This is a genomic window from Acidovorax temperans, from assembly GCF_006716905.1.
GTDB lineage: Bacteria > Pseudomonadota > Gammaproteobacteria > Burkholderiales > Burkholderiaceae_C > Acidovorax > Acidovorax temperans.
The window spans coordinates 207,890-234,529 of the sequence record NZ_VFPV01000001.1 but is presented as its reverse complement, the minus strand read 5'-3'; the positions used below and the strand labels follow the sequence as shown (position 1 = coordinate 234,529).

Annotated in this window: 21 protein-coding genes; 7 read left to right on the top strand and 14 right to left on the bottom strand. The window is 64.9% G+C overall.

Annotated elements, in window-relative coordinates; genetic code table 11:
• Positions 1–67: 67 nt before the first annotated feature.
• The gene (locus BDD18_RS01055; protein WP_244938954.1) at positions 68–2,263 is read left to right on the top strand and encodes a putative bifunctional diguanylate cyclase/phosphodiesterase; all 2,196 of its coding nucleotides are present in this window, start codon (positions 68–70) and stop codon (positions 2,261–2,263) included.
• A gap of 182 nt (positions 2,264–2,445) precedes the next feature.
• Here BDD18_RS01055 and BDD18_RS01050 read toward each other — a convergent pair whose 3' ends face one another.
• Positions 2,446–5,619 carry an ATP-binding protein gene (locus BDD18_RS01050; protein WP_142080897.1) on the bottom strand — a complete coding sequence of 1,058 codons (3,174 nt, stop codon included), beginning with the start codon at positions 5,617–5,619 and terminating at the stop codon, positions 2,446–2,448.
• A gap of 72 nt (positions 5,620–5,691) precedes the next feature.
• Positions 5,692–6,504, bottom strand: a complete 813-nt coding sequence (locus tag BDD18_RS01045) for a pseudouridine synthase (RefSeq protein WP_142080895.1) — start codon at positions 6,502–6,504, stop codon at positions 5,692–5,694.
• A 146-nt stretch (positions 6,505–6,650) separates the two neighbouring features.
• On the opposite strand from BDD18_RS01045, the gene BDD18_RS01040 reads away from it, so the two are divergent.
• Positions 6,651–7,565, top strand: a complete 915-nt coding sequence (locus BDD18_RS01040) for a DHH family phosphoesterase (protein ID WP_142080893.1) — start codon at positions 6,651–6,653, stop codon at positions 7,563–7,565.
• A gap of 59 nt (positions 7,566–7,624) precedes the next feature.
• Here BDD18_RS01040 and BDD18_RS01035 read toward each other — a convergent pair whose 3' ends face one another.
• Both BDD18_RS01035 and ompR read right to left on the bottom strand, forming a co-directional pair.
• Complete coding sequence (locus tag BDD18_RS01035; protein WP_142080891.1) at positions 7,625–9,154, bottom strand: sensor histidine kinase; 1,530 nt, start codon at positions 9,152–9,154, stop codon at positions 7,625–7,627.
• Positions 9,155–9,159: 5 nt separating this feature from the next.
• A complete protein-coding gene (ompR, locus tag BDD18_RS01030; RefSeq protein ID WP_015014739.1) occupies positions 9,160–9,891 on the bottom strand; it encodes an osmolarity response regulator transcription factor OmpR in 732 nt (243 codons plus the stop codon).
• Between the two features lie 230 nt (positions 9,892–10,121).
• Here ompR and BDD18_RS01025 point away from each other — a divergent pair, with 230 nt between their 5' ends.
• The gene (locus BDD18_RS01025) at positions 10,122–10,850 is read left to right on the top strand and encodes an SIMPL domain-containing protein (RefSeq protein WP_142080889.1); all 729 of its coding nucleotides are present in this window, start codon (positions 10,122–10,124) and stop codon (positions 10,848–10,850) included.
• 28 nt (positions 10,851–10,878) lie between these two features.
• Here the strand turns inward: BDD18_RS01025 and BDD18_RS01020 are convergent, their stop codons facing one another.
• From BDD18_RS01020 to moaA, 4 genes are all read right to left on the bottom strand, one after another.
• Positions 10,879–11,202 carry a thioredoxin family protein gene (locus BDD18_RS01020; RefSeq protein WP_142080887.1) on the bottom strand — a complete coding sequence of 108 codons (324 nt, stop codon included), beginning with the start codon at positions 11,200–11,202 and terminating at the stop codon, positions 10,879–10,881.
• A 124-nt stretch (positions 11,203–11,326) separates the two neighbouring features.
• Entirely contained in the window at positions 11,327–12,679 is a 1,353-nt protein-coding gene (gene moeA, locus BDD18_RS01015) for a molybdopterin molybdotransferase MoeA (protein ID WP_066692509.1), read from the bottom strand.
• Between the two features lie 60 nt (positions 12,680–12,739).
• Positions 12,740–13,369: a molybdenum cofactor guanylyltransferase MobA gene (mobA, locus tag BDD18_RS01010; RefSeq protein WP_066692511.1), complete on the bottom strand. Its 630-nt coding sequence runs from the start codon at positions 13,367–13,369 to the stop codon at positions 12,740–12,742.
• Positions 13,370–13,464: 95 nt separating this feature from the next.
• Entirely contained in the window at positions 13,465–14,601 is a 1,137-nt protein-coding gene (moaA, locus tag BDD18_RS01005; RefSeq protein ID WP_142080885.1) for a GTP 3',8-cyclase MoaA, read from the bottom strand.
• Positions 14,602–14,824: 223 nt separating this feature from the next.
• Here moaA and BDD18_RS01000 point away from each other — a divergent pair, with 223 nt between their 5' ends.
• The gene (locus BDD18_RS01000) at positions 14,825–15,664 is read left to right on the top strand and encodes a type IV pili methyl-accepting chemotaxis transducer N-terminal domain-containing protein (RefSeq protein ID WP_142080883.1); all 840 of its coding nucleotides are present in this window, start codon (positions 14,825–14,827) and stop codon (positions 15,662–15,664) included.
• Between the two features lie 34 nt (positions 15,665–15,698).
• On the opposite strand, the gene BDD18_RS00995 is transcribed toward BDD18_RS01000, so the two are convergent.
• From BDD18_RS00995 to BDD18_RS00980, 4 genes are all read right to left on the bottom strand, one after another.
• Positions 15,699–16,460, bottom strand: a complete 762-nt coding sequence (locus tag BDD18_RS00995; protein WP_142080881.1) for an SDR family oxidoreductase — start codon at positions 16,458–16,460, stop codon at positions 15,699–15,701.
• Between the two features lie 59 nt (positions 16,461–16,519).
• Complete coding sequence (locus BDD18_RS00990; RefSeq protein ID WP_066788020.1) at positions 16,520–17,113, bottom strand: DUF2889 domain-containing protein; 594 nt, start codon at positions 17,111–17,113, stop codon at positions 16,520–16,522.
• Between the two features lie 47 nt (positions 17,114–17,160).
• Positions 17,161–18,594 carry an aldehyde dehydrogenase family protein gene (locus tag BDD18_RS00985; protein WP_142080878.1) on the bottom strand — a complete coding sequence of 478 codons (1,434 nt, stop codon included), beginning with the start codon at positions 18,592–18,594 and terminating at the stop codon, positions 17,161–17,163.
• Between the two features lie 113 nt (positions 18,595–18,707).
• The gene (locus tag BDD18_RS00980; RefSeq protein ID WP_044396307.1) at positions 18,708–19,415 is read right to left on the bottom strand and encodes a Crp/Fnr family transcriptional regulator; all 708 of its coding nucleotides are present in this window, start codon (positions 19,413–19,415) and stop codon (positions 18,708–18,710) included.
• A 377-nt stretch (positions 19,416–19,792) separates the two neighbouring features.
• Between BDD18_RS00980 and BDD18_RS00975 the strand changes: the two genes are divergently transcribed.
• Positions 19,793–20,317, top strand: a complete 525-nt coding sequence (locus tag BDD18_RS00975) for an Mpo1 family 2-hydroxy fatty acid dioxygenase (protein ID WP_142080876.1) — start codon at positions 19,793–19,795, stop codon at positions 20,315–20,317.
• A 124-nt stretch (positions 20,318–20,441) separates the two neighbouring features.
• Here the strand turns inward: BDD18_RS00975 and BDD18_RS00970 are convergent, their stop codons facing one another.
• On the bottom strand, positions 20,442–21,266 hold the full coding sequence (locus BDD18_RS00970; RefSeq protein ID WP_142080874.1) for a metal-dependent hydrolase: 825 nt from the start codon (positions 21,264–21,266) through the stop codon (positions 20,442–20,444).
• A gap of 123 nt (positions 21,267–21,389) precedes the next feature.
• A complete protein-coding gene (locus BDD18_RS00965; RefSeq protein WP_142080872.1) occupies positions 21,390–23,471 on the bottom strand; it encodes a sodium-translocating pyrophosphatase in 2,082 nt (693 codons plus the stop codon).
• Positions 23,472–23,710: 239 nt separating this feature from the next.
• Between BDD18_RS00965 and ppa the strand changes: the two genes are divergently transcribed.
• Together ppa and BDD18_RS22690 are read left to right on the top strand one after the other, a co-directional pair.
• Positions 23,711–24,247, top strand: a complete 537-nt coding sequence (gene ppa / locus BDD18_RS00960; protein ID WP_142080870.1) for an inorganic diphosphatase — start codon at positions 23,711–23,713, stop codon at positions 24,245–24,247.
• A 356-nt stretch (positions 24,248–24,603) separates the two neighbouring features.
• Positions 24,604–26,289 (top strand): methyl-accepting chemotaxis protein, encoded by a 1,686-nt coding sequence (locus BDD18_RS22690; protein WP_276490452.1) that lies wholly within the window; start codon positions 24,604–24,606, stop codon positions 26,287–26,289.
• Positions 26,290–26,640: the final 351 nt, after the last annotated feature.

Sequence of the window (26,640 nt, the reverse complement as noted above, 5' to 3'; positions counted from 1 at the left end):
GACCCCAGCATGCGCCGCATGGTGCAGGTGGCTAGCTGGCTGGGTGGCCGTGGTGGTGGGCGCTTTGGTGGCCCTGCTCCTGTTGCGCGAAGAGCAAGCCCAGTGGAGCCGCCTGGCGCTGAACCTGTGCGTGGCCGGTGTAGGGGCCACCACCTTGGTGGCGCTGCACCTGGGGTGGCAGACGCTGGCTGCCCGGTTGCTGGTGTGGGGCGTGTGGGTGGTCGTGTCGCTGGTGGCTGCCAGCAATGGCGGCATCAACAGCCCCAACCTGCTTATTTATCCCGTTCTGATCGTGTTGTGTGCCTGGCTGCTGGGCGGCCGCTCCACCGTGGGTTTGCTGGCGGTCACCGGCGGTTTGTTTGCGTTTTTCCTGTGGGCTGATCAGCATGGGGCGCTGCCCGCCATGCGCCCCCACAACCGATGGGCGTATGCGGTGTACCTGGCAGGCATTGTGGGGCTCACGGCGGCAGCTACGCTGCTCTCGCGCAAAAGCTACCTCCGGCGGGTGCATGAGGCCCAAACCATGGCCCAAGACCTGAGGGCCCGCGATGCCGAACTGCGCAAGCTGCTGCGCGTGGTGGAGCAAAGCCCTGAGAGCACGGTCATCACCGATCTGGACGGGCGCATCGAATTTGTGAACGATGCCTTTTTGGCGCGCACCGGCTATGCCCGCGATGAAGTGCTGGGCCGGCTGAGCAGTGAGGTGTCCGCCAACGGCCTGGGGCCCACGCAATGGCAGGGCATGCGCGAGACCCTGGAGCGTGGCGAGTCCTGGGCGGGCGAGCAAAGCAATTTGCGCAAAGATGGCGCGGTGATCAGCGAGTCCGTGGTGGTGGCCCCTATCCGCCAGCCAGACGGGCGCATCACCCACTATGTCGAGCTCAAGCAGGACGTGAGTGACCGCAAGCGGGCTGCGCAAGAGATTCACCGGCTCGCGCATTACGACTCGCTCACCAGCCTGCCCAACCGGTCCATGCTCATTGAGCGGCTGGCCAGCCTGCAGGCCCGCCACCAGCGCTCGGGCGACGATGTGCACGTCTTGCTGCTGCTGGATCTGGACCGGTTCACCAACTTCAACGATGCCCGAGGCAGCGAGATGGGCGACCGGCTGCTGTGCGCCGTGGCCTTGCGGCTGGCCGAGCTGCTGGGCCCGCACGATTTGCTGGTACGTGTGGCGGGGGACGAGTTTGGCATTGTGCTGCACGACCTGGGCATCGACGCTACCGTGGCAGGCCGCCGTGCCCTGGCGTTCGCCGACCAGATCCAGCAAGCCTTTGTGCGCCCCCTGGCCTTGGGCGACACCGGCGAAGAGGCGCAGCTGGGATTGAGCATGGGCTTGACGCTGTACCCGCAAGGCGTGGAGGAATCGCCGCTGGCTGCCATGGGGCGCGCGGGCACCGCCCTGCACCGGGCCAAGCACGCGGGTGGCGCCCGGTCGGCCTTTTTTGAGCAGGGCATGGGCGCGGCGGCGGCCCAGCGCTTTCAGGTGGAGCGGGACCTGCGCCACGCCATCGGTGCGCAAGAGCTGCGGCTTTACGTGCAGCCCCAGGTGAATGTGCGCGGTCAGGTGACGGGGGTGGAGGCCCTGGTGCGCTGGCAGCACCCGCGCGATGGCCTGTTGACGCCTGGGGCTTTCATCCCTATGGCAGAAGAGTCCGACCTGATCGTGAGCCTGGGTGAATGGGTGCTGGCGCAGGCCTGTGCCGTGGTGGCGCAGCCCGACTTCAGCCGGCGTCGCCTGCGCATGTCCGTCAACCTCAGTGCCCGGCAGTTTCGCGAGGATGGCTTTGTGCCCAGCCTGCGGGCCTTGCTGCGCACCACGGGGGCAGACCCCACGCTGCTCACGCTGGAAGTCACCGAAGGTCTGGTGATAGATGACTTTGACGATGTGGTGTCGAAAATGCGCGAACTCGTCGCCCTGGGCGTGGAATTTGCGCTGGATGATTTCGGCACGGGCTACTCGTCGCTGGCGTACCTCAAGCGCCTGCCGATCCAGGAGCTGAAGATTGACCGTTCTTTCGTGAGCGAGGCCCCGAGCAACAAGGACGACGGCGCTTTGGTGGAGGCCCTCTTGACCGTTGCCAGCCAGTTTGGTTTGCGCGTTGTGGCCGAAGGGGTGGAGACGCAGGAGCAGGTGGATTTTCTCGCCCAGCGCGAACCTGCCATGGTCTACCAGGGCTACCTTTTTGGGCACCCCGAGCCTGTGGACCAATGGATGGCCCGACAGACTCCCGACTTGCCCCAAGGCCCCGGGCCGCATTGAGCGGAGCACACGGGCCGCTGGGTGCTGCTCTGTAGGGTTAGCCGAGTTGATGCCAAATCAGTGCCAAAGCCTTTATTTAAAAGCGCAAGCAGCTATCAAAAAAGTAGCAATACATCCTTTGTTGGCCGCCTTGGCACCGTGGGCGTCGGTGACCAGCAGGCTGACTTCAAGGCGGAGCGCCGTTACCAGTGCAATGGTTCCGCCTCACCCTGCCAAAAAATCCAGCGCCCTGTTTCGGCATACGGCGAAGTGCTGATCGAACAGGGGTCCATGCCTGCCCCCAGCTGCCGCAGCCACACCACATAGCCGCTGTGGCTGGCGGCGACGATGGTGGAACCATCGGGTGACGTGTCCAGCGCGTTCAAAGCGCCGCCAATGTGGTGGTGCCACAGCAGTTGTCCGTCGTCGCTGAGCGCATGCAGGTAGCCTGCCGCATCGCCTTCCATCACCGTGCCCTGCAGCGTGGTCGTGGCATCCACCCGCCAGCTGTGGCAATGAAACGGCTGCAGCGCGGCAGCGCCTGGGAACGATGGGTACTCATGGAGGCCGCCCCCAGTGCCTTTGGGCGGCAGATGCAACACCCCGGTACGGCCCGTGTAAAGGTGGCAGGAATGGGCCAGCAGCCGGGTGCTGTCGTGGGTGAATGTGGCGTGGTGGGCGCAGGCCGACAACGGTGCCCACCGGCCCAGCACCTCGCCACGCGGGTTGAGCAAGAGGTGCTGGCTGCCCTGGTCGCCCACGGCGATGAAGCGCTCGTCGGGTGACAGCGCCATGTGCAGCAGAGGCTGTGCCCGTGGCTCTTGCGCATCTGGGTGCTCCGGGGCATTGGCTGCTTCGTTGCTTTCCGCTCTGGGGTACAGCTGTTGCGCTGCGTCGGGTGTCAGCAGGTACACACCGGTAGCGTCGCGCCACAGAACGCGCAAACCATCGTTGAAGGGCAGGATCTCGTCACACCCGGCAGTCCCCGGCCTTGCGGCTTTGGCGTGGTGGGGCAGGTGGAAGCGGGTGATCACCGGCCCGACCCAGCCCGCGTGGGTGGTGACTTGGTGACCGTCGAACTTGGCAAAGCATTGCCGGTTGGGGGAACGCCCCGCACCGTGCAAACCTTCCACCACCGTCGCCTGCAGGCCTTGCAACAGCCACCAGTGCGTGCCGTGCGGGCCACCTTGGGCCACCCGCACCACGGCGCGGTCATCGTCCAGCAGCAGCAAGGGGCCTGCGGGTTGGCCCGCCCGGTAGGCATGGGCCGCCAGCGCATCGGGGGCAAAGGCAAAGCGCTGCCGAAAGCGTGCTGCCAGGCCCATATCGGCATGGCGGTGCACCTCGCGCGCCAGTTGCAGGACGGCTTCGGCGTCCGCTGCACGGGGGTCATCCACCGCGGGCATGGTGTCAGCCGCAGCCCCAAACAGCGAAAGGCCTGCATCCGCCGCTGCCTGCCCCATGGCCTGCGCAGGTGGAGCGTCGGCAACGGCGAGTTGGGTGCGGGCTTGCTGTGCGTAGGCCTGGCCCGTGGCTTGCCACTGGCCCGAGCGCTGCATCCACTCGGCGCCGAAAACGGCGGTATCGGGAACATTGGGTGCCAACGGCGGCACGGTGAGCAGTTGCGCAGCGGGGGGGCGTGGTGGCTGGGCCTCGTGGGCCATGGCTGCCGTCAGGCGCTCGATGTGCGTTTGCGCCTGGCGGTACAGGCGCAGCAGGCGCGCCAGATGGTCTGCCGCGTCGGGTGGAATGGGCGTGCGCGGCTCGCTTTGCCGCTGGCTGTACGTTACCCGCAGCAGCGGCGGGCCTTCGCGGGCTTCTTCAATGTCGATCTGGTAGGCGCTGTGGGCGTTGTCAGGCGCATCGCCAGGGCCGTCTTCGCCGTTTTTCCAGCTCAGCTTGAAAGCGCGGCCCCAGGGCTCGCCCTGGTGCAGGCAGGGCTGGCGTGCGCCCATCCAGAACTGGCCTACCCACAGGCCGTTTTTTTCGCTGTCCCACCAGTCGTTGTAGCGCTCGGTGAACAGGGGCGTGGACGTGAGGGCCGTGAGGCGCGCAGGGGTAATTGCTTCATGCAGGGCCGCCCACAACGGGTGGTGCGCGCGTGCCTGGGCGGTGCCTTTGCGCACATAGTCCAGCACCCCGCGCCACGCTTGCTGGCAGGCCCGCTGGGCGGCGGGGTCTGCGCCATCTTCATCACCCAACGCCAGCGGGGCCCATGCACCGGCAACGCCTTGCTCATAGGGGCGGTACAGCACCACCAACCCTGGTGTGCTGCCCGTGCTGCGGGCATTGAGCACCACAGGGTGTTGCCCGCCATGGCGCTTGAACAGGCGCTGGAGCCGGCTCCACCCGCCGCCCAGCCAGCCCTGCGCGGGCTCGGGGCTTTCCACCCCCAGGTAAAAGTCCCATTGTTTCCATACGGTGATGAACACGCTGTCTTGCCGCGCATCGCCGTCGCTGTCTACATGTTTGCGGCACAGCGAAAAGTCGGTCTGCCCAAACCAGCCTTCGGCCGTGAATTGCTTGGGTGCGATCAGGGGTGACTGCACAGCGGCCCTGATATTGGCCACGCTGATGGATTCGTCCTGGAAAAAGGAGGGGACAGGCGGCAGCAGTGCATGCACTGCGGCGGTGGGCTGCGTCACAGGCTGCTGCGCCCTGGCGGCTTCCACCAGCGCGGGGGCGTTCAGCATCTCGGCCAGGCTGCCTGTTCCGGCGTTGTCGGCATCCAGGTACTGGGGCTGGAGTACCAGGCCCAGTGTTTCATGGTCCGCAGGCTGCCAAAGCGCCGAATCACCGGCAGGGTCTGCATCTTGCAGCGTGAAGTCAAAGCTGGGCGGTTGGTTCCACTGCGGTGCATACCCGCGCGTGAACAGCCCCACCTGTGCAGTGGATTGGCCCAGCACCGTGAGGCCGCCCGGCGCGCCATCGCCCCACAGCAATGTGTGTACCGACAGGTTGCCTTGCACATGCAGCTGGCCTTGGCGCAGCAGGGCGCTGTGCACCTGGGCATCGCCCATCACCAGCGCATGCACGGCGGGGCTCGATGGTTCAGCCGCGCTGGCAGGGGTGTGCCAGCCGCCCGTCAGTGCCCCTTGCAGTCGCAAATGGCCGTCCACCCACAGCAGGGCGCCGCCGGGGTGGGGCGCACTGCCATCCAGCGCGGTGGAGGGCAGGGGGGGCAGCCATTGCCCGTCGCTCGACAGGGTGGTGACCAGATCGAGCGCCGCCATGTCCAGGTCGCCCTCCACCCACCACACCGGCAGCGTGGCCCAGCGCTCCGGCGCTTGCTCCAGGCGCTGTGCCAGCCAGCAGGCGGCAGGCAGCCGGTGGGTCAGCGATGCCAGGGTGGTGAGCTTGACCGAGGGAAATGCCATGGAGCGAAAGCGGTGTTCAGAAGCGAAGGCGCATCGTAGCCCTTCCACGTCGCCAAACCTCCGGGGTTGCCGTCATGAGCGCACTGGGGTCGGGGCCGGGGAGTTGTTCAGCCATTGCCAGGGCCAGTCGGCTTGCAGACGTTGCCAGTCCAAGCTGGGCGCTTCTGGCGCTTCGGGGTCATGGGGGCAGGCGGCCACGCTGCTGCCTGGCGCGGGTTGCAGTGGCAAACCGCTGTGCAGGTGCAGCATCTCGCCAGTCAACGGTTGCGGCAGGCTCAGGCGCAGTGCATGCAGCCACAGGCGCTGCTGGCCCAGGCGCTGGGCCCACCAGCGGTTCAGCGGCCCTTTGCCGTGGGTGGCATCGCCAATGATGGGGTGCGCCAGGTGCTTGAGATGGCGGCGTATCTGGTGGCGCCGCCCGGTGGTGGGCATGGCCTCCACCAGAGAAGCGCGGGTGGTGGCAAAGCGCGGGTCGCTGGCTTCGGGCAGCGTCAACTGCGCCAGCGTGCGAAACCGGGTGTGCGCGCTTTGCACGGGGGCGTCGGGCGGGGCATCGTCCGGGCGCAGGGGGTGGTCTACCTCCACAGCCGGGGGCGTCCAGCCGCGCACCATGGCGATGTAGACCTTGTGCGTGGCCTGGTTCTCAAAAGATTGGGAAAGCGCCCGGGCCGCGTCGCTGTGCAGCGCCATCACCAGCACGCCGCAGGTGCCTTTGTCCAGCCGGTGCACCGGGAAGACGTGTCGGCCCAGCTGGTCGCGCAAGGTCTGCATCACAAAGCGGGTTTCGCCCGCGTCCAGCCCCGTGCGGTGCACCAGCCAGCCCGCAGGCTTGTACACGGCCACCAGGTGGTCGTCTTGCCAGAGGATGTGCAGGGGCTGGGGCATGGGGAACGGTGTTGGGATGACAAGCCAAATCATAGCCCCGCGCCCGTCGATCAAGCGCAAGCTGCTATCAAAATTGAAAACCGGTTGAAGGGGTTGATGGGGACTTTGGGACACGCGGTGCGCTGGCACACGCGACAATCAGGGCAATGAGCAAATCCATTCTTCCCCTGCAACTGCTGGTGGCGCCCAGCAAAGACGATCCCTCTGTGCTGGTTCTGTACCACGGCCGTGGCTGCCCCGACGGCTTTGGCGCGGCGTTGGCAGCCTGGCTTTACTATGGCGAACAGGCCGAATACGTGGGCCTGGACCATGGCGATGTGCAAACTGTGGACGACTTGCCGCCGCTGCAAGGGCGCACGGTGTACATCCTCGACTTCTCTTTCTCTGCCGAGATCCTGGCCGCCATCGACGAGCGCGCGGCCAAGCTCGTCATGCTGGACCACCACAAGAGCGCTGCCGAAAAGCTCACAGGCTTTGCATGCCGCTGCGGCGTGGTGCACTTCGACATGAACAAGTCGGGCGCCCGGCTGGCGTGGGAGTTTTTCCACCCCGACGAACCCGTGCCCGCGCTCTTGCAGTACGTGGAAGACCGTGACATCTGGAAGTGGGAATTTGCGCAGAGCGCTCCGTTCCTGTCGGCGCTGGACATGGAGCCCAAAACCTTCGAGCGCTGGAAGGAGATGACCCGCTTCACCCCCGAGCAGCTCGACGCCTTCATGGCCCGTGGCGCCGCCATGGACGAGAAATTCAGCAAGATGGCCCACGACATTGCCGAGGGCGCGCAGCCGCTGGTGTTCAACGGCGTTGCCGGACTGATGGTGAACGCCCCCGGCATGTTCCACAGCCTGGTGGGCGACATTCTTTCCGCCAAGACGGGCACCTTCGCCCTGATGTGGAGCGCCACCGACAAGGGCGTGAAGGCCGGGCTGCGGGCCCAGCGCAATTTTGATTGCATCGCCCTCGCTGAAAGCATGGGCGGTGGTGGCCATGCCCAGGCCTGCGGGTTTCGCATGCCGGTGGCCCGGTTGCCCGAATTGCTGACTGGCGTGTTCAACGCCTGATAGTGAAAAGGCCCACGGTTCACACCGTGGGCCTTTGTCAGACCTGTTTCAGGCCTCTTTCAGGCCTGCTCCTGCGCCCGCTGGCGGGGCAGGTGGCGTTTGACGGCCGGGCGGTGCAGGCGCTGCTTGGGATCCACGCCCTCGGGCAATTCGCTGGCGCGCTGCAACTGAATGTGCGCCACCAGACCGCCTGTACTGGAGTTGGCCAGCGCAAAGATGCCGCCCATGCGCTGCACCGTCTTGTCCACAATCGACAAGCCCAGCCCCGCACCCGCCGCTGCCGTGCGGGCGGAATCCCCCCGGAAGAAGGGCTTGGTGAGGTTGGAGAGCTGCTCGGGCGGCACGCCGTCGCCGTGGTCGCGCAGCTTGAGCAGCACCCAGTTTTCGCGGCCCTTGGCGGCGATTTCCACACTGGTCACACCGGTGTCGGCCGTCTTGCCATAGCGGCGGGCGTTTTCCAGCAGGTTCGAAATCACCCGTGCCAGTTCCACCTCATCGGCCAGCACGTTCAGGTCTTCTGGGATGTGCATGGTGATTTGCAGCTCCCGGTGGTCTTGCACGGCGTACACGCAGGACGACACCACGGCGTGCAGGTTCACCGGTGTGAGCGTCACATGGTCTGGGCGGGCGTAGTCCAGGAACTTGTCGATGGTGGCGTCGAGCTGAACGATGTCGGCCACCATGTGTTCGCGGGCGATGTCGTCCATCACGCTCATTTCGGTCTCGAGCCGCAGGCGCGCCAGGGGCGTGCGCAGGTCGTGCGAAATGCCGGCCAGCATCACCGCGCGGTCTTGTTCCAGCTTGGCCAGCTTTTGGGCCATGCGGTTGAAGCCGATGTTCACCTCGCGGATTTCGCTGGTCACCACCTCTTCGTCCAGGTGGCTGGCGGTGAAGTCTCCGTCTTTGACGCGGTTGGCGGCGTACGACAGCTGCTTGAGCGGGCGGTTGATCAGCCGCGCAATGGCCGCAGCGCCGGCCAGCGACAGCGCTCCGGCGGTGATGAGCCAGATGAGCCAGGTGCGCCCGCCCGCAGGGCTGAAGCGTGATCGGTCCATCAGCAGCCAATTGGGGTCGCCGTTGATGTTGAAGCCCACCCACAGGCCGTTTTCTCCGTTCACGCTTTGCGCCACGATGGTGTCGGGCCCCAGGCGCCGGGTCAGCTCCTCGGTCAGGCGGCTGCCCAGCGCGCCGCTTTCCAGCAGGGTGAATTTGTCGCCCGGCTCGCGGGGGAGAATGCGCACGCCTTCCTGGTCGGCCATCGTCTTGATGAGCGAAACCCGCGCAATCGCGTCGGAGTGCACCAGCGCTGCGCGGCTGAGGTTGACCAGCGAGGCAATCTGCTGCGCCGTGTGCAGCGTGCGGGGCTCAAACTCCAGCGCCCGCAGCGTTTGCAGCCAGGCCAGAATGCTGCCTACCAGCAGCAGCGCCAGCAAAAAGAACGTGCGCCAAAAAAGATTCAGCCCCACGCGGGCACGTTGCTCGCGCGTGGCGGGCAGCGGCGATTCCAGCGGTGCAGGGCTGGTCACGTCGGCTGCTGGTCCTTCAGGTGTGCGCCTGCGGGCCCGTGGTTTGCCTTCAGGCTGGGTCATGGGGGTCAGCTCGTTCCGTCCGGTACAAACACGTAGCCCACGCCCCACACGGTCTGGATGTAGCGGGGCGCTGCAGCGTCCACTTCCACCAGCTTGCGCAGGCGCGAGACTTGCACGTCCAGGCTGCGGTCAAACGGCTCGAACTCACGGCCGCGTGCCAGCAGGGCTAGCTTTTCGCGCGACAGCGGCTGGCGTGGGTGGCGCACCAGGGCTTTGAGCATGGCGAATTCGCCAGTGGTCAGGGGCAGCTCTTCACCATTGCGTTGCAGGGCGCGGGTGCCCAGGTCGAAGGTGAAGGGGCCGAAGGTGACCACCTCGTTGTCGCCCGAGGGCGCGCCCGGAGCTTCCTGTGCAGGGCGGCGGCGCAGCACGGCGTGGATGCGGGCCAGCAGTTCGCGGGGGTTGAAGGGCTTGCCCAGGTAATCGTCGGCGCCTACTTCCAGGCCCACGATGCGGTCCACGTCCTCGCCCTTGGCGGTGAGCATGATGATGGGGGTGCGGTCGTTGGCGGCACGCAGGCGGCGGCAGATGGACAAGCCGTCTTCGCCAGGCATCATCAGGTCCAGCACGATGATGTCTACGGTTTCGCGCAGCAGCAGGCGATTGAGCGCCTTGCCGTCTTCAGCGACCATGACTTCAAACCCTTCCTGGGTCAGGTAGCGGCGCAGCAGATCGCGGATGCGGGCATCGTCATCTACCACCAAAACTTTGTCGGTACGGTTGGGTGTAGTGGCCATATTTGATCTCGGGTCCAATTTGTAACAGAGCCGATTCTGACCATGTTGAGCGCCGAAGTTCGCGTTTTTTCCTTGGGTTTGACCAACTGTTACAAGTTTTGCCCAATCGTCAACACCGTCTGACAGCGCGTAGCGACTTGTGCCTACACACTGTCTGATCAGGGGCTGGCAAGCGTGCTGGAAATGGCTTCAGCGTGCGGCGTCACACCGATTTTTGAGAAAGTGAATTCATGAAGAATGCTATTCGTTTGGTAGCTGCCAGCGCTTTGCTGATGAGCGCTGGGGCCGTTTTTTCTCAACAAGCCGCACCGGTAGCTGCCGTGGCCGCAGAGCCGCGCAATGTGGTGCAACTGTCGGCCGCCGGCATGGTGCAGGTCGAGCAGGACATGCTGACCATCACCCTGATGGCGAACAAGGAAGCCCCCACGCTGGCTGCCGCCCAGACCCAGCTCAAGCAGGCCCTGGATGAAGCCCTGACGCAAGCCAAGGCAGGCGCGCAGCCGGGGCAGATGGATGTGTCCACCGGCACGTTCAGCCTGTACCCCCGCTACGGCAAAGACCAGAAGGTGCTGGGCTGGCAAGGCCGGGCAGAGCTGCGGCTGGAAGGGCGCGACTTTGGGCGCATTACCGGCATGGCCGGCAAGATCCAGTCGATGGCGGTGAGCGATGTGTCGTTTGGCCTGTCGCGCGAGGCGCGGGCCAAGGCCGAGGGCGAGGCGCAGTCGCAGGCGATTGAGCAATTCAAGGCCCGTGCGGCAGAACTGTCGAAAGCGTTTGGCTTTGCCAGCTACGGCCTGCGCGAGGTGAGCGTGTCGGGTCAAGGCCAGGGGGTGACGCTGATGGGCGCCATGGTGGCCCGCGAAAAGATGGCGTCGTTCGCATCTGACGCGCCAGTGCCTGTGCAGCCAGGGCGTGAGCAGGTGAGCATCAGCGTCTCTGGCACGGTGCAGATGCGCTGAGCGCTGGCGGGTGGGCTGGCCCCGGGCCTCAGCCTTGTGCTGCGCGCAGTGCCTCGTCCACCTCGGCCTGGGTGGTGGGGCGCACCACACGGGCCACTTCCTGCCCGTTTTTCAAAACCACCAGCGTGGGCCAGAGCTTGACCTTGTAGCTGCGACCCAGCCGCTGGCCGGGGCCATCTTCCACCTTGATGTGGCTGGTTTCCTGGCCTTTCAAAGCGTGTTCGATGAACGGCTGGGCGCGCAGGCAATGGGGGCACCAGGGCGTGCCAAATTCCAGCACGGTGGTGCCGGGCAGGGCGTCTACCGCATCGCGTGTGGGCGGCTGGGGCAGGTGGGTAGCGGCGTAGGGCATGGGGGTCTTTCTCAAGGCAAAGGCTAAAAGCGCTTTGTACCGCCGCTGGGTGCCGCAGGCCCGTCAGACAGGGACGCAAACTGCCAGTAGCTTGTGAGCGTGTTGCCTGTGCTGGTTTCGGGCTTCAGATCACCCCTTCAAACACCATCACATCCACCGGATCGCCCACAGCCACGTTGCCCTGGTGGTGGTGCAGCACGATGAGCCCATTGGCCTGCACCATGGAGCTGAGCACGCCCGAGCCCTGGTTGCCCGTGGTGCGCACCTGCAGGTTGCCGTCCGGCCCGGTGGTGACGGTGCCGCGCTGGTATTCGGTGCGGCCCGGCTTTTTGCGGATGGCTTCGGTGCTGGTGGCGCGCAGCAGCGGCGGCGCTGTGCGCGTGCTGCCCATCATGCGCAGCAGTGCGGGGCGCACATAGGCCAAAAAGGTCACCATCACCGCCACCGGGTTGCCCGGCAGGCCAAACAGCACCGCACCGCCTGTGCTGGTGTTGATATCATTTTGATAGCTGCCTGCGCTTGCTGGTTGTGCGCTGGGGGCTGTTTTGGCTTGAAGGCCTGTGGCGGCAATACGCCCCACGGCCATGGGGCGGCCGGGGCGCATGGCAATGCGCCAGAAGGCCACGTCGCCCAGCTTTTTCATCATGGCGCGGGTGTGGTCGGCCTCGCCCACGCTCACGCCGCCGCTGGTGATGATGGCGTCCGCGCGCTGCGCGGCTTCGGTGAAGGCGGCTTCCAGCAGGGCGGGGTCATCGCGCACCACGCCCATATCGATCACTTCCACGCCCAGGCGGGTGAGCAGGCCAAACACCGTGTAGCGGTTGCTGTCGTACACGGCGCCTTCGCGCGGGGGCTCACCCAGGCTCAGGATTTCGTCGCCAGTCGAAAAATACACCACACGCAGCCGCCGTGACACGGTCACGGTTTTCAGCCCCAGGCTGGCCACCAAGCCCAGCGCGGCTGGGGTGAGCAATTCACCACGGGCCAGCGCCACGCCGCCTTCCATCAAGTCTTCGCCCTTGAAGCGGCGGTTGTCGCCCAGGCGCAGCACATCGGGGGCGATGGTGATTTGGTCGCCCTGGGCGGTGGTGAACTCTTGCGGCACCACGGTGTCCAGCCCAGCGGGCATGATGGCGCCGGTCATGATCTTCACGCATTCGCCCGCCTTCACCGTGCCCGTCCACGCCTTGCCCGCCAGGGCAGTGCCCACGCTGCGCAGCGTGAGGGGCTGACCGGGTACCAGCTGGCTGCCGGCAAAGGCGTAGCCGTCCATGGCCGAGTTGTCGTGCGGCGGCACGCTGATGGGGGAAATCACATCCCGCGCCAGCACGCGGCCCAGGGCTTCAAGAATGCCCACTTCTTCCGTGCCATCCACGGGCTGCACCAGCTGGTGCAAAAACGCGTTGACCTGGTCGGCGTGCAGGGCTTGGGGGTCGTAGCCCTGCAGTTCGGCAGCAATTTGGGCGATGGTTTTCATGGTGGTTCGGTCAATTCAGGAAGGCCAGGCGCACACGGGGCGCCGCCGGGGCGCTGCAGCTCAGGGGGCAGTGCGCTCCAGCGCCTGCAGTTCGGCCAGCGTGTTGGCGTTGAAAAAGGCTTTGGGGTCGTCGCCCGGGGTGTCAAACGGCACGGTCACGCAGCGGTGCTGGGCGGTCCAGGCGTCAATTTTGCGACCACCCGCCTGGGTGAAGCGCACCAGGCTTTCGAGCAGGTCTACGCGCAGCAGGCAAAACACCGGCTGGGGCCGCACGGTGATGTGGCCTGTGCCGTCATCTTCCGGGGCTGCGGCCATGGCAATGTCGGCCTGTTGCTCATCGGCCGCTTGGGCCAGGCGGCTGGCCAGGTCCAGCGGAAAAAGCGGGGTGTCGCACGGCACGGTGAGCAGCCAGGGCGTTTCGCAGTGTTCCAGCCCGGTCAGAAAGCCGGCCAGGGGGCCTGCGTAGTCGTTGTTGGCGTCGGGCCACACCGGTGCGCCAAACGATTCGTAGGCGGCCAGGTTGCGGTTGGCGTTGATCAGCGAAACCCCCACCTGCATCTGCAGCCGCATCAGCGTGTGCAGCGCCAGAGGCAGGCCGCGGAAGTTTTGCAGCCCCTTGTCCACCCCGCCCATGCGCGAGCCGCGCCCGCCGGCCAGGACGAGTCCGGTGATGTCTAGCGTGTCAATCATCAAGAGGCCTTTGAAAAGAGAAAAAAGCGAGCCCCCGATTGTGCAGGCTGCCTTGCAGACCCAAGGCGCCGAGGGTCTACGGCCCGCGCAGCCGCCTAGCCGCCGATGTAGCTCATCTCCACCCGGCGCGCACCCTGCGTGTTGTCTGCGGGCAAGGTGCTGCGTAGTTCGGAATAGCGGTCAGTGCGCTGCTGCCAGATGGGCGCAATGGCTGCGGCAATGTCGGCATCGCTGGCACCGCCGCGCAGCAGCGAGCGAAGGTCGTGGCCTTGCGAGGCAAACAGGCACAGGTACAGCTTGCCTTCGGTGGAGAGGCGGGCGCGGTTGCAGTCGTGGCAGAACGCCTGCGTCACGCTGCTGATGACCCCCACTTCACCCAGGGCTGGGTCGTGCTGGCCGCTGGCGTCGGCATAGCCCCATCGCTCGGCGGTTTCGCCGGGGCTGCTCGGGTCCAACTGCACCAGCGGCAGCTCGGCGCGCAGGCGGGCAATCAACTTGGCCGATGGCAGCACCTCATCCATACGCCAGCCGTTGGTGGCGCCCACGTCCATGTATTCAATGAAGCGCAGCGTGGTGCCCGTGCCGCGGAAGTGGCGCGCCATGGGCAGAATTTCGTGGTCGTTGGTGCCGCGCTTGACCACCATGTTCACCTTGATGTGCGACAGCCCTGCCGCGTGCGCGGCCTCGATGCCCGCCAGCACGTCGGCCACCGGAAAGTCCACATCGTTCATGCGGCGAAACACCGCATCGTCCAGCCCGTCCAGGCTCACGGTCACGCGGTTCAAGCCCGCTTCCTTCAACGCCTTGGCCTTGCGCGCCAGCAGCGAGCCGTTGGTGGTGAGGGTCAGGTCCGGCGCCTTGCCATCCACCGTGCGCAGCTGTGCCAGTTGGGCAATCAGCTCTTCGATGTTCTTGCGCAGCAGGGGCTCGCCGCCAGTCAGGCGAATCTTGCGCACCCCATGCGCCAGGAACAGCGAGGCCAGCCGCGTGATTTCTTCAAAGCTCAGCAGCGCGCTGTGCGGCAGGTACGGGTAGTCCTTGTCGAACACTTCCTTGGGCATGCAGTAGTTGCAGCGGAAGTTGCAGCGGTCGGTCACGCTGATGCGCAGATCGCGCAGGGGGCGCCCCCGGGTGTCCACCAGCAAGCCAGTTGCTGGAGAAGGGTGCAGAGGTACCTGGGCCACCAGGTCGGCGTGGCGCTGGTCCACCAGGGGAATGACACGTTCAGCCATGGGCGGGATTGTGCCCCAAGGCCTTCACTGGGCGGGGTACCCGCACTGGATTGTCTTGATCCGCATCAAGGGATTGGCGGTTGGCGGCGTGCGGATCTTCGCTGCTGCGCGCTGGCATTGCATTGATCTGTCGCAAGGGGGGGCTGGTTTGACATTGTCATGACAATTCTCTGCATTTCGGGAAACATTCTTTCACCCTGATTGCATAGAAAGCCCTACTGCCATGACCTGTCGTAATCAACCCGTCGTTTCCTGTTCCCACCAACGTCGGCGCATGGTGCAGTGGGTGGCTGCCGGGGTGGTTCTGCCCACCTGGGCCGCCACGGCGCAAGCGCAAATGGCGCTTTCTGCGGCCATCAACGTGTCGGGCTCGTTCCGCGCGCTGTCGCAGCGCATGGCCAAGGCCTATTGCCAGCAGCATCTGCAGGTGCTGCCCCTGGCGGCGCTGGATGTGCTGGCCAAGGTGCGCAAGCAGGCACAGGCCGGCGCTGCCGACTTGGCCAAGGGCTCCACGGCGGGCGCCTGGCCCGCAGATTTGAGCCGCCAGCTTGAAGAGGTGCAAAAGCAGTACACCGTGCTCAACACCCTGACGGCGACTGCGCCTTCCAAGGCCTCTGCCGCCGCCGTGGCCGAGCAGGCCGACCGCATGATGACGGCGGCCCAGACGGCGACCGAATCGCTGGAGAAACTGGCCCGCGCCCCCAGCGCCAAGCTGGTGGGCATGGCCGGGCGCCAGCGCATGCTGTCTCAGCGCATGGCCAAGCAGTACTTTTTGCTGGCCGCGGGTGTGGACCCCAAGGCGTCGCAGACCCAGATGAATGCCGACGCTGCAGAGTTCAAGCAGGCTCTGCAGGCCCTGGCGGCAGCGCCGGTGTCTACCCCTGCCATTCGCACCGAGCTGGAACTGGGGCAAGCCCAGTGGCTGTTTTTCGAAGCCGCCATGCGCCGCCACCCCGACACCAAGGGCATGGAAGCCGTGGCCACCACCAGCGAACGGCTGCTGGAGGTGATGGACCGGCTCACGTCCCTGTACGACGCAGCCCTGCGCGAAGTGCTGGGCTGAAGCCACACAAGGCGCCAGCTCTGCCCTGGGCAGATCAAACGCAGCGGGCGCCGTCCACCTCGATGCACACGCCGCTGATGAAGGCGGCTTCGTCGCTGGCGAGGTAGAGCGCGGCGTTGGCCACGTCTTGCGCGGTGGAGAAGCGTCCCAGCGGAATGGTGGCCAGGAACTTGGCGCGGCGGGCATCGTCCACCGGGCCACCCGCAAACTCGGCCGCCAGGCCGGTGTCGGGGTTGAACACCGGGTTCAGACAGTTCACGCGGATGTTGTCAGGCCCCAGCTCCGCCGCCATCGATTTGCTGGTGGTGATGACCGCGCCCTTGGAGCCGTTGTACCAGGTGAGGCCGGGGCGGGGCCGCAGCCCGGCGGTGGAGGCAATGTTGATGATGCTGCCCCCACCCGCACGGCGCAGCGCAGGCACGGCGTGGATGGCGCTGAGGTAGATGCTCTTGACGTTGATGGCGTACACCTTGTCGAACTCGTCTTCGCTCACCTCCAGCATGGGGCGGTTGCGGTGCGTCCAGCCTGCGTTGTTCACCACCACATCGAGCTTGCCAAACAGGCGCTCGGCCTCGGCCACCATGGCCTGGACCTGGGCAGATTGCGTCACGTCTGCCTGGAAGAACGCTGCCGTGCCGCCTGCGGCGGTGATCTCTGCCACCACGCGCTGGCCGCCTGTGGTGTTGATGTCATTGACCAGCACCTGGGCACCTTCTTGCGCCAGGCGTTTGGCAATGCCTTCGCCAATGCCGTTGCCGGCGCCGGTGACGATGATGGATTTGTTTTGCACGCGCATGGCTGTCTCCTTTGTGTTTGCTCTGTTTTTGATAGCTGGTTGCGCTTGATGGATAAGCGCTAGAAGCTCTTTTTGCCTGTGGGATTGTGTGGGGTGGAGGGCTGCGTATTGGCCTCGCCACGCCCGTAGAACTGCGGAAAGTACTCTTTCACTCCGTTGCCCTCAAAGTCCCAGCCCGTGCATTGGCCCAGGTGGCGGGGCGGGGTGTCCGGGTCGCCGCCACCAAAGGCGGCGGGCAAGGTCTGGAAGGCAGCGGTGGCCATGTTGAACAGCAGCTCTCGCAGGTGGGTGCAACTGGCCACCCCGCCCATGTGCTGCGCAATGGCCTGGCGCCAGCCGCGCGCCATGCAGGCGCCCACCATGCCCTGCAGGGCCGGGCGCGCCTGTGGGCAGTCTTGCAGCGGGTGGGCGTCCATGGCGGCTTCAATGGCGTGCACCACCAGCTTGCGGTCAATCGTCACGCGCAGCCACATGTGGTGGATGGGGTCCCCCGCCAGCCGAACGCCCTGGTGGCGAAACGATGGCATGTCGTGTGCTTTGCTGTCGTGCAATTCGGCTTCCATGTCCCACAGGCCGTCTTCACGTTCGTAGCCTTGGTAGGTGACGCGGCGGATATGGCTGGTTTTGCGAGGGACGGGAGCTGACAGGGGCATGGGAAAGAAGCGAGCGAAGAGCAGGAGGACAGGGGAATCGGGCGGCTTTAGCCGTGCTTGATGGCCACGGTTTTCAGGGTGGTGAACCCATACAGCGCCTCAAACCCCTTCTCGCGCCCGTAGCCGCTGGATTTGACGCCGCCAAACGGCAGCTCCACACCGCCGCCCGCGCCATAGTTGTTGATGAACACCTGGCCGCTGTGCACACGCTTGGCCATGCGGAACTGGCGCGCGCCGTCGCGCGTCCAGATGCCTGCCACCAGGCCGAACTGCGTGGCGTTGGCCAGCTCGACCGCGTGGTCTTCGTCCTGAAAGGCCATGGCCGAGAGCACGGGGCCAAACACTTCTTCCTGTGCCAGACGGTGGCCCACAGGCACATCGCGCAGCAGGGTAGGTGCCTGGTAGAAGCCGCCTTCGGGCGCCTCGTCCACCACCACGCCTTGCGCCACCATGGGGATGCCTGCCACTTGCGCGTCCGACAGAAAGTCCCACACACGCTGCTGCTGGCTTTGGCGAATCAGGGGGCCCACGTCCAGGTCCATGGCGGCGGGGCCGACGCGCAGCTTTTCAAAGGCTTGGCCCAGGCGCTCCAGCAGGGGCTCGTAGATGAGCGAGTCGATCAGCACCCGCGAGCCTGCCGAGCAGGTCTGCCCGGCGTTTTGCACGATGGCGTTGAGCACCACGGGCACGGCTGCGTCGAGGTCCGCATCGGCAAAGATGATCTGGGGGCTTTTGCCGCCCAGCTCCAGCGTCACGGGGCAGTGGCGCTCGGCGGCCACCTGCTGAATGATCGTGCCCACCTTGGGGCTGCCGGTGAAGCTGATGTGGTCAATGCCAGGGTGGCGTGCCAGTGCATCGCCCACTTCGTGCCCATAGCCCGTCACGATGTTGATGGCACCGGGTGGAAAGCCCACCTCGGCCGCCAACTGCGCCACGCGGATCAGCGACAGGCAGGCGTCTTCAGCTGGTTTCACAACGCACACATTGCCTGCCGCCAGCGCGCCGCCCACGCTGCGGCCAAAGATCTGCATGGGGTAGTTCCACGGGATGATGTGGCCGGTCACGCCGTGCGGCTCGCGCCAGGTGAGCACGCTGTAGCCGTCCAGGTAGGGAATGGTTTCGCCGTGCAGTTTGTCGCAGGCCCCGGCATAGAACTCAAAGTAGCGCGCCAGCGCCACGGCATCGGCCCGGGCCTGTTTGGTGGGTTTGCCGCAGTCGCGCTGCTCCAGCGCCGTGAGTTCGTCGGCATGCTCCAGCACCTTGGCCGACAGTTTTTGCAGCAGCCGGCCCCGGTCTACAGGTGCCATGCGCTGCCACACCGCCTGGTAGCACTGGCGGGCGGCGTGCACGGCGGCGTCGATGTCGTCCGCGTTGCTGCGCTGGATTTCGTCAAAAGGCTGGCCGTCAGAAGGGTCGATCACCGCAAGCGTGCGGCCAGACGAAGACGGGACGGAGGCGTTGGCGATGTAGTTCAGTTGCATGATGACATTCTGCATAGAAATCGAATGCGTGCTTACTATTTAGCCGAATTGGGCTGTAGCGCCTGTACTGCAGGCGACAGCAGCTCTCTTTTTGATAGCGCTGGTGGCTCGTCTCAGGCGTAGGTGCGGCGCAGCCCGGCCAGGTCCATGATTTCGACCTCGCCGCGCTGCACGCGCACCAGCTGGCGGGCTTCCAGGTCTTTGAGGATCTGGTTGGTGGTCTGGCGCGAGATCGACAGCATTTGCGACAGCTGCTCTTGCGACAGTGCAATCACCCGGCGGGTGAGGCCATCGGCGTTCCATTGGCCATAGCCCTCGGCCATCATCACCAGCCGGCGGGCCAGTCGCTGGGGGGCTGGCAGCAGGGCGGCGTCTTCCAGGGCGATGAAGGCGGTGCGCAGCTTGTCGGTTACCAGCAGGGCCAGGGCGTGCCAGTGCTCGGGGTGGCCGCGCAGCCATTCCTGCAGGGGTTCGTTGGGCACGTGCAGCAGGGTGCAGGGCTCGGCCGCCACGGCGTCGTGGCTGCGCACATTGCCATCAAACACCGAAATTTCGCCAAACCACTGCGGGGGTTCCAGGCGGGTGAGCAGCGCAGAGCGTGCGTCGTCAGACCGCCCGCCCGTGCCCGACACGGTGAGTGCGCCACGCAGCACGGCATACAGCCCGCAGGGCGGGTCGCCACGCAAGAACAGGGACTGGCCCACGGTGAGTTGCCGGATGCGGCCCATGCGCAGCAGTGCCGCCGCAAATTCAGGGGGCAACTGGGCGAACCAGCGCCCCGATTGGAGCGCGATGAGGTGGGCGGAGACTTCGGTCGTCATGCAGTCAGAGATCAGGGTCGGCGGGGCAAAAGGGCAAGCGCGGCAAGAGTCTGCGCCAGGAGGGGATGCTCAGGCAGCTCAGACGTGCCGTGGGCCAGGAAGCAGCAAGGCTTGCGGTGCTGTGTGCATGGCCGCTTGGGTGCGCGTCGAAAAAGGCAGGGACCGGGCGGGGTAGGCAATCACAAAAAGGGGCGGCTTGGGCGCGAAAAAAGGGGCAGAAACAGGGACTACAAGGGCTGCGGGCAGCGATAAAGCGCCAGTCCCGCACAGTCACAGGGGCGCTGTTGCCGCCTCTGTTTTTGTCGGCTGCACGACAGACGTTAACGCCTTTGGCGAGAGATATTGAATCCTGCTCAAAACAACGACTGGAGACACCCATGAAAACCCTGATCGATCACTTGGCGCAATACGCCGCCTACCACCGCGATCCGCGCAACATCCACACCCATTTTGTTGGCGTGCCCATGATCATGTTTGCCGTGGTGGTGCTGCTTTCACGCCCGGTGTGGTGGCTGGGCATGGTGCCCGTGAGCCCGGCGCTGGCCTGCGCCGTGGCGGCTGGCATTTTCTACCTGCGGCTGGATGTGCGGCTGGGGCTGGTGATGTCGGCCCTGCTCGCCGCCATGCTGGCGGGGGCGGCTGCCATGGCGCCCCTGGGCACCACCGCCTGGCTGGCCTGGGGGCTGGGGCTGTTTGCCGTGGGTTGGGTGATCCAGTTCGTGGGCCACTATTACGAGGGCCGCAAGCCCGCCTTTGTGGACGATGTGATGGGTTTGCTGGTTGGGCCCCTTTTTGTGGTGGCCGAATGGGGCTTTGCGCTGGGTTTGCGCGCAGAAGTACAGCACGCCGTGGAGCAGCGCAGCGGCCCAGTGCGCAGGCGTGACCTGCGTCAGACGGCCTGAGGGTGAAGATGGCTATTGGTAAAAATGGCCTCCAGCGCTTTCCTGTCAAGCGCGGGTAGCTATGAAATCAATAGCGAAAATGCCCTGAAGCGCGAGGGCTGCGCTGCGGCGTGCACCGCCTGGTTCAGCCGGTTTCACCCACTGGTGTGAAGCGGTGGCGGTTGTGCTCCAGCCACTGGGCCGACAGGTTGCTGGCCTGTTGGTTGGGGTGAAAGTCGCGGCGCCGGTAGTCCCACCATGGCCGCCAGATGTGGCGCACCAGCCCGGTGGGGCCGAACAGGGTGTGCCAGGCACTGGCCCAGGTGCTGGGGCGGTACAGGCTGCCGTCGCGGTACAGGTTGCTCAGCGCCTGGCGCGTCACATCCACCAGAAAAGCCAGCGTCGTGCGCCGAAACCAGACCAGGCGCCAATGGTGGTTGCCCCCCAGTGCGGCGTACAGGTCAAACGCGGTGTTTTTGTGCTCGCCCTCTTCCGCGCTGTGCCACAGCCACAGGGTTTGCAAGCGCTCTTCACTGCCCTGCAGCACCTCCGGGTGGCTCAGCAGCCATTCAGCCAGCATGGCGGTGAAGTGCTCGTTGGCAGCGGTCACGGCCAGGGCGTGGCGGGGGTCTTGCCCTGTGAAGAGCTTGCGCTGCTTTTCGATGGACAACGCCCACAGGTTGCGCAGCCCCTGCTGCTCCAGGTGGTTGTTGAACAGGGTGTGAATGCGCCGGTGCGTGGCCTCTTGCCCCACAAAGCCGCGCACTTCGGCGGCGTATTGGGCTTGCAGATCCGGGGGCAGGGCCTTGTGGGCATCGCGCACCGCGTCGATGAAGAATTGCTCGCCCAGCGGAAAACTCATGGACAGGGCGTTGAACAGCGCGGTGCGAAAGGCATCGCCTGCGCACCAGTGCCGCGCCATGGACTGTGCCAGGTCTATCAACAGGCGGCGTACGACCAGCTCGGTCATGGCGTGTCTCCTTCAATCCTTCATGCGTTTGCCGTGCATGGTGGCGGCGAGGGGGAAGGGCGTCAATCCATGTTTGCGCAAGGCCCCGCCCCTGCCGGGGTTGGCAGGGCGGGGTGCGGTGGTTCAACCTGCGTGGAACTTGACCACCAGCGGCACGATGAGCAGCGCCACGATGTTGATGATCTTGATCAGCGGGTTGATGGCGGGGCCAGCGGTGTCTTTGTAGGGGTCACCCACGGTGTCACCCGTCACGGCGGCCTTGTGCGCCTCAGACCCCTTGCCGCCGTGATGCCCGTCTTCGATGTACTTCTTGGCGTTGTCCCAAGCGCCGCCGCCCGTGCACATCGAAATCGCCACAAACAAGCCGGTGACGATGGTGCCCATCAGCAAGCCGCCCAGCGCCTTGGGGCCCAGCAGCAGGCCCACCACAATGGGCACCACCACGGGCAGCAGGCTGGGGATCACCATCTCTTTGATGGCGGCAGTGGTCAGCATGTCCACGGCCTTGCCGTACTCGGGCTTGCCGCTGCCGTCCATGATGCCGGGAATGGTGTTGAACTGGCGGCGCACCTCCACCACCACGGCGCCCGCTGCGCGGCCCACGGCCTCCATCGCCATGGCACCAAACAGGTAAGGAATCAGCCCGCCGATGAACAGGCCAATGATGACCAGCGGGTCCGACAGGTCGAAGGTGATGGCCCGGCCGTAGCTTTCGAGCTTGTGGGTGTAGTCCGCAAACAGCACCAGCGCAGCCAGTCCTGCCGAGCCAATGGCGTAGCCCTTGGTCACGGCCTTGGTGGTGTTGCCCACGGCGTCCAGCGGGTCGGTGATGTCACGCACGCTGCTGGGCAGCTCGGCCATCTCGGCAATGCCGCCGGCGTTGTCGGTGATGGGGCCGTAAGCATCGAGCGCCACCACGATACCGGCCATGGACAGCATCGACATGGCCGCCACGGCAATGCCATACAGGCCCGCCAGCTGGTAGGCCACCAGGATGGCCAGGCACACAAAAAACACCGGCCAGGCGGTGGAGCGCATGGAAACGCCCAGGCCCGCAATGATGTTGGTGCCATGGCCCGTGGTGGAGGCCTGTGCGATGTGGCGCACGGGGGAATATTGCGTGCCCGTATAGAACTCGGTGATCCACACCAGCGCGGCCGTCAGCACCAGCCCGGTGGCGCAGGCGCCAAACAGCTTCATCTGGCTGCCGCTGGCGGTGATGGCGTTGTCCGGAATGATCCACAGCGTGACGAAGTAGAACGCGATGAGCGACAACACGCCGGCGATGGCCAGGCCCTTGTACAGCGCGGGCATCACGTTCTTCATGCCGGGGGACGCCTTCACAAAGAAGCAGCCAATGATGGACGCGATGATGGACACCGCCCCCAGGGCTAAGGGGTACACCACGGCGTTGACCGGGGCGGCGCCCACCATCAGTGCGCCCAGCACCATGGTGGCAATCAGCGTCACCGCATAGGTCTCGAACAGGTCGGCCGCCATGCCGGCGCAGTCACCCACGTTGTCGCCCACGTTGTCGGCGATCACCGCAGGGTTGCGCGGGTCGTCTTCAGGAATGCCCGCCTCGACCTTGCCCACCAGATCGGCGCCCACGTCGGCACCCTTGGTGAAGATGCCGCCGCCCAGGCGCGCGAAGATGGAGATCAGCGACGAGCCGAACGCAAAGCCAATCAACGGGTTAAGCAGCGTGGCCAGTTGTGCCGTGGGCTTGAGGTTGCCATTGCCTGCGAGGAACCAGAAGAAACCAGTCACGCCCAGCAGCCCCAGCCCCACCACCAGCATGCCGGTGATGGCGCCGCCGCGAAACGCCACATCCAGCGCCGGGCCAATGCCCTGCGTGGCGGCCTGCGCTGTGCGCACGTTGGCGCGCACCGAGACATTCATGCCGATGAAGCCGCAGGCACCCGAGAGCACGGCCCCCACCACAAAACCAACGGCCGTCGTTCTGTCAAGGAAAGCGCCAATCAGCACCGCCAGCACCACCCCCACGAGGGCAATGGTCTTGTACTGGCGCGCCAGGTAGGCCGCCGCGCCCGCCTGGATGGCTGCCGCAATTTCTTGCATGCGCGCATTGCCGGGGTCTTTGCCAAGAATCCAGCCCCGCGCCCAGATGCCGTAGGCCACGGCGACCAGCCCGCAGACCAGGGCCAATAAAAGGGGAGGGGTCATTGCTGTGCTGTCAGCCATACAGTGCTCCTTCAAATGCGGTTGCACGGTTGGAAACACGACGCATCGGTGGTGCTTCCGCTGCGTTGCTTCCTCGGGCCCCAGGGCGGGGCCGATTGGCCAACGGTCTCAATTTACAACCAAACCCCCTGTTGCAAGCGGGCAGAAAGGGGCATGCCTCTAAAATCAGGGTTAATCCCGACGCTCAATGGAACGCCATGCTTCGCGGGTTACTGTTGCAAACCACTATTTTCAAAAACATGTCCCTCAACAACGTCACCCCTGGCAAGAACATCCCCGAGACATTCAACGTGGTCATCGAAATCCCGATGAACTCTGACCCCATCAAGTACGAAGTGGACAAGGAGTCGGGCGCGATTTTTGTGGATCGTTTCATGACCACTGCCATGCACTACCCCACCAACTACGGTTATGTGCCCCAGACCCTGTCGGGCGACGGCGACCCTGTGGATGTGCTGGTCATCACCCCTTACCCCCTGCACCCCGGCGTGGTGGTGCCTTGCCGCCCCTTGGGCATTTTGATGATGGAAGACGAAGCTGGCGTGGATGGCAAGGTCATTGCCGTGCCCACTTCCAAGATCTTGCCTATGTACGACCACTGGAAGAGCATTGACGATGTGAACGCCATGCGCCGCAACGCCATTGCCCACTTCTTCGAGCACTACAAGGACCTGGAAAAGGGCAAGTGGGTCAAGGTGATTGGCTGGGAAGGCATTGATTCCGCCAAGAAGGAAGTCATGGACGGCGCGGCCAACTACCAAAAGAGCCTGGCCTGATTTGGGTCCATTGCGGTAACCGCCGCTGCGCTCACACTGCAAAAGCACCTGGGTATTTGCCCAGGTGCTTTTTTGTTGCCCGGCGCTGTGTCGGGATGCCATTCGCAAGAGGTTCTGTCGGGCTGCAGGCCGGACGAGTGGCACGGAATACACAAGTAAAATTATCAATTAAGTTATATTTATCAAATTTAATGGATATATTTCATTGTGCATTGCAGCATGGTGATGTTGAACCTGGTTCTGGGTGGTGAAGTACCTGTTTTGGCTTGGCGGCGCGCCGGCAACGGTTTTGATCACAGAACAGGGCATCTGTCATGGTGGATGTTTGCGCGCTCCCTCAATTTTCGGAGTTATCAATGAGCGATTCTTCCCGGCAACTGCCTCGGCACGCCCAGGGTTCCATGCACATCATGGGAGACCGTGTGATGTTGGCTGCCATCGTGATCAGTGCGATCACGGCAGTGGCGTTGGGCTTCAATTTCGTGGAATCAGGCCTGGCCTGGGGTGTGTCGGCCGTCTTGATGGTGGTGGCGGTCATTGCGTATGCCAGTGCGGCAGGCGCATTGGCTTCCCGGCTGGTGTTGGCCTTTGTGCAGTCGGCCTTCGTGGCGCTGCACATTCAGCTCGCGCAGGGGCAGACCGAGCTGCACTTCGGTGTGTTCGTCACGCTGGCATTGCTGCTGGTGTACCTGGACTGGCGTCCCATCGTGTTGTCAGCCCTGGTCTTCGCGGTGCACCATGTGCTGTTCGACCGTTTGCAGGCCGCAGGTTTCGGCGTGTACTGCCTGACCGAGGCCAGCTTCGTGCGCACGCTCAGCCATGCGGTGTATGTGGTGATGCAGACCTCGCTGGAGGTTTTGATGGCCGTGAGCCTGGAGCGAACTGCCCGCGCGGGGCAGGAGTTGCGCAACCTTGTGGCAGCGGTCGATAGCGGAGACAGCATCACCTTGCATGGAGCCCGAGCCGTCCATGTCAGCACGCCGGCAAGCCAGGCCTTGCAAAGCACCCTGCTGCGCATGGAAGCCGCTGTGGTGGCTGTGCGCCAAAACTCGGAAAGCGTGGCCTCGGCCTCGGCGCAGATTGCCTCAGGCAACAACGACCTGAGCGCACGCACAGAACAACAAGCCAGCGCCCTGGAAGAAACCGCCGCGTCGATGGAAGAGCTTGGCTCCACCGTGCGCCAGAACGCAGACAACGCCCGCACGGCCAACCAGCTGGCCATGAACGCATCTACCGTCGCCGCCCAGGGAGGTGAAGTTGTGGCCGAAGTGGTGGAGACCATGAAAGGCATCAACGCCAGCAGCGCCAAGATTGCAGACATCATCAGCGTCATCGACGGCATAGCCTTCCAGACCAACATCCTGGCGCTCAACGCCGCCGTGGAAGCCGCCAGAGCGGGCGAACAAGGCCGAGGCTTTGCCGTGGTCGCCGGTGAAGTGCGCAGCCTGGCCCAGCGCAGCGCAGAAGCCGCCAAGGAAATCAAGAGCCTCATCACCGCCAGCGTAGAGCGGGTGGAACAAGGCAGCGCGCTGGTAGACAAGGCTGGGGCCACCATGACCGAAGTCGTCACTGCCATCCGGTGCGTGACCGACATCATGGGAGAGATCAGCGCGGCCAGCAGCGAACAAAGCGCAGGCGTAGGCCAGGTGGGAGAGGCTGTCGCGCAGATGGACCAGGCCACACAGCAGAATGCGGCTTTGGTGGAAGAGATGGCGGCGGCAGCGGCCAGCCTGAACACCCAGGCGGGGGAGTTGGTCAACGCTGTGGCGGTTTTCCAGCTCAATGCAAACGCCCCAGCTGCCCGGGCTTCAGTGCCCGCTGCGAAGGTAGCCACAGCCGCCCCCCAGGGTGCACCGAACCGGGCGCGCGCAGTTGCAAAGCCTGCTTCTGCGCCTCGGGCAGCGGCGCCCCGAGCACTGCCTGCAGCCAAAGCACCCACAGCACCCACAGCACCCACAGCACCCACAGCACCCACAGCACCCACAGCGCCCACAGCGCCAGCCACGCCCAAGGCCAATGACGACGATTGGGAGAGCTTCTAAGCATCGCCCCGATGGCCTTCCAACGAAGGCTGCTGCCAAACCAAAGCACGCTGTAAGCCAGCGTGCTTTTTTATTCAGCGCACCCCAACGGCCAGCGACTGCCTTTGCATCCACTCATGTCACGCATTGGTAAGCCTTGGTTTGCGAGGCTTACACAGGCGCATGGCTGCGCCTGTCACCACAGTGAAATGCGAATCGCTATTTATTACCGAACTGATACGTTACTCGCCCGCCACATCCTCTTGTTTGATGGACGAATTCAATGTGAACAAGTTTTAATTTAATATTTATGATATAATTGCGCTGGACGATGTGTGTTGACTGGTGTCGAAGCGCTGCTTCAAATGCAAG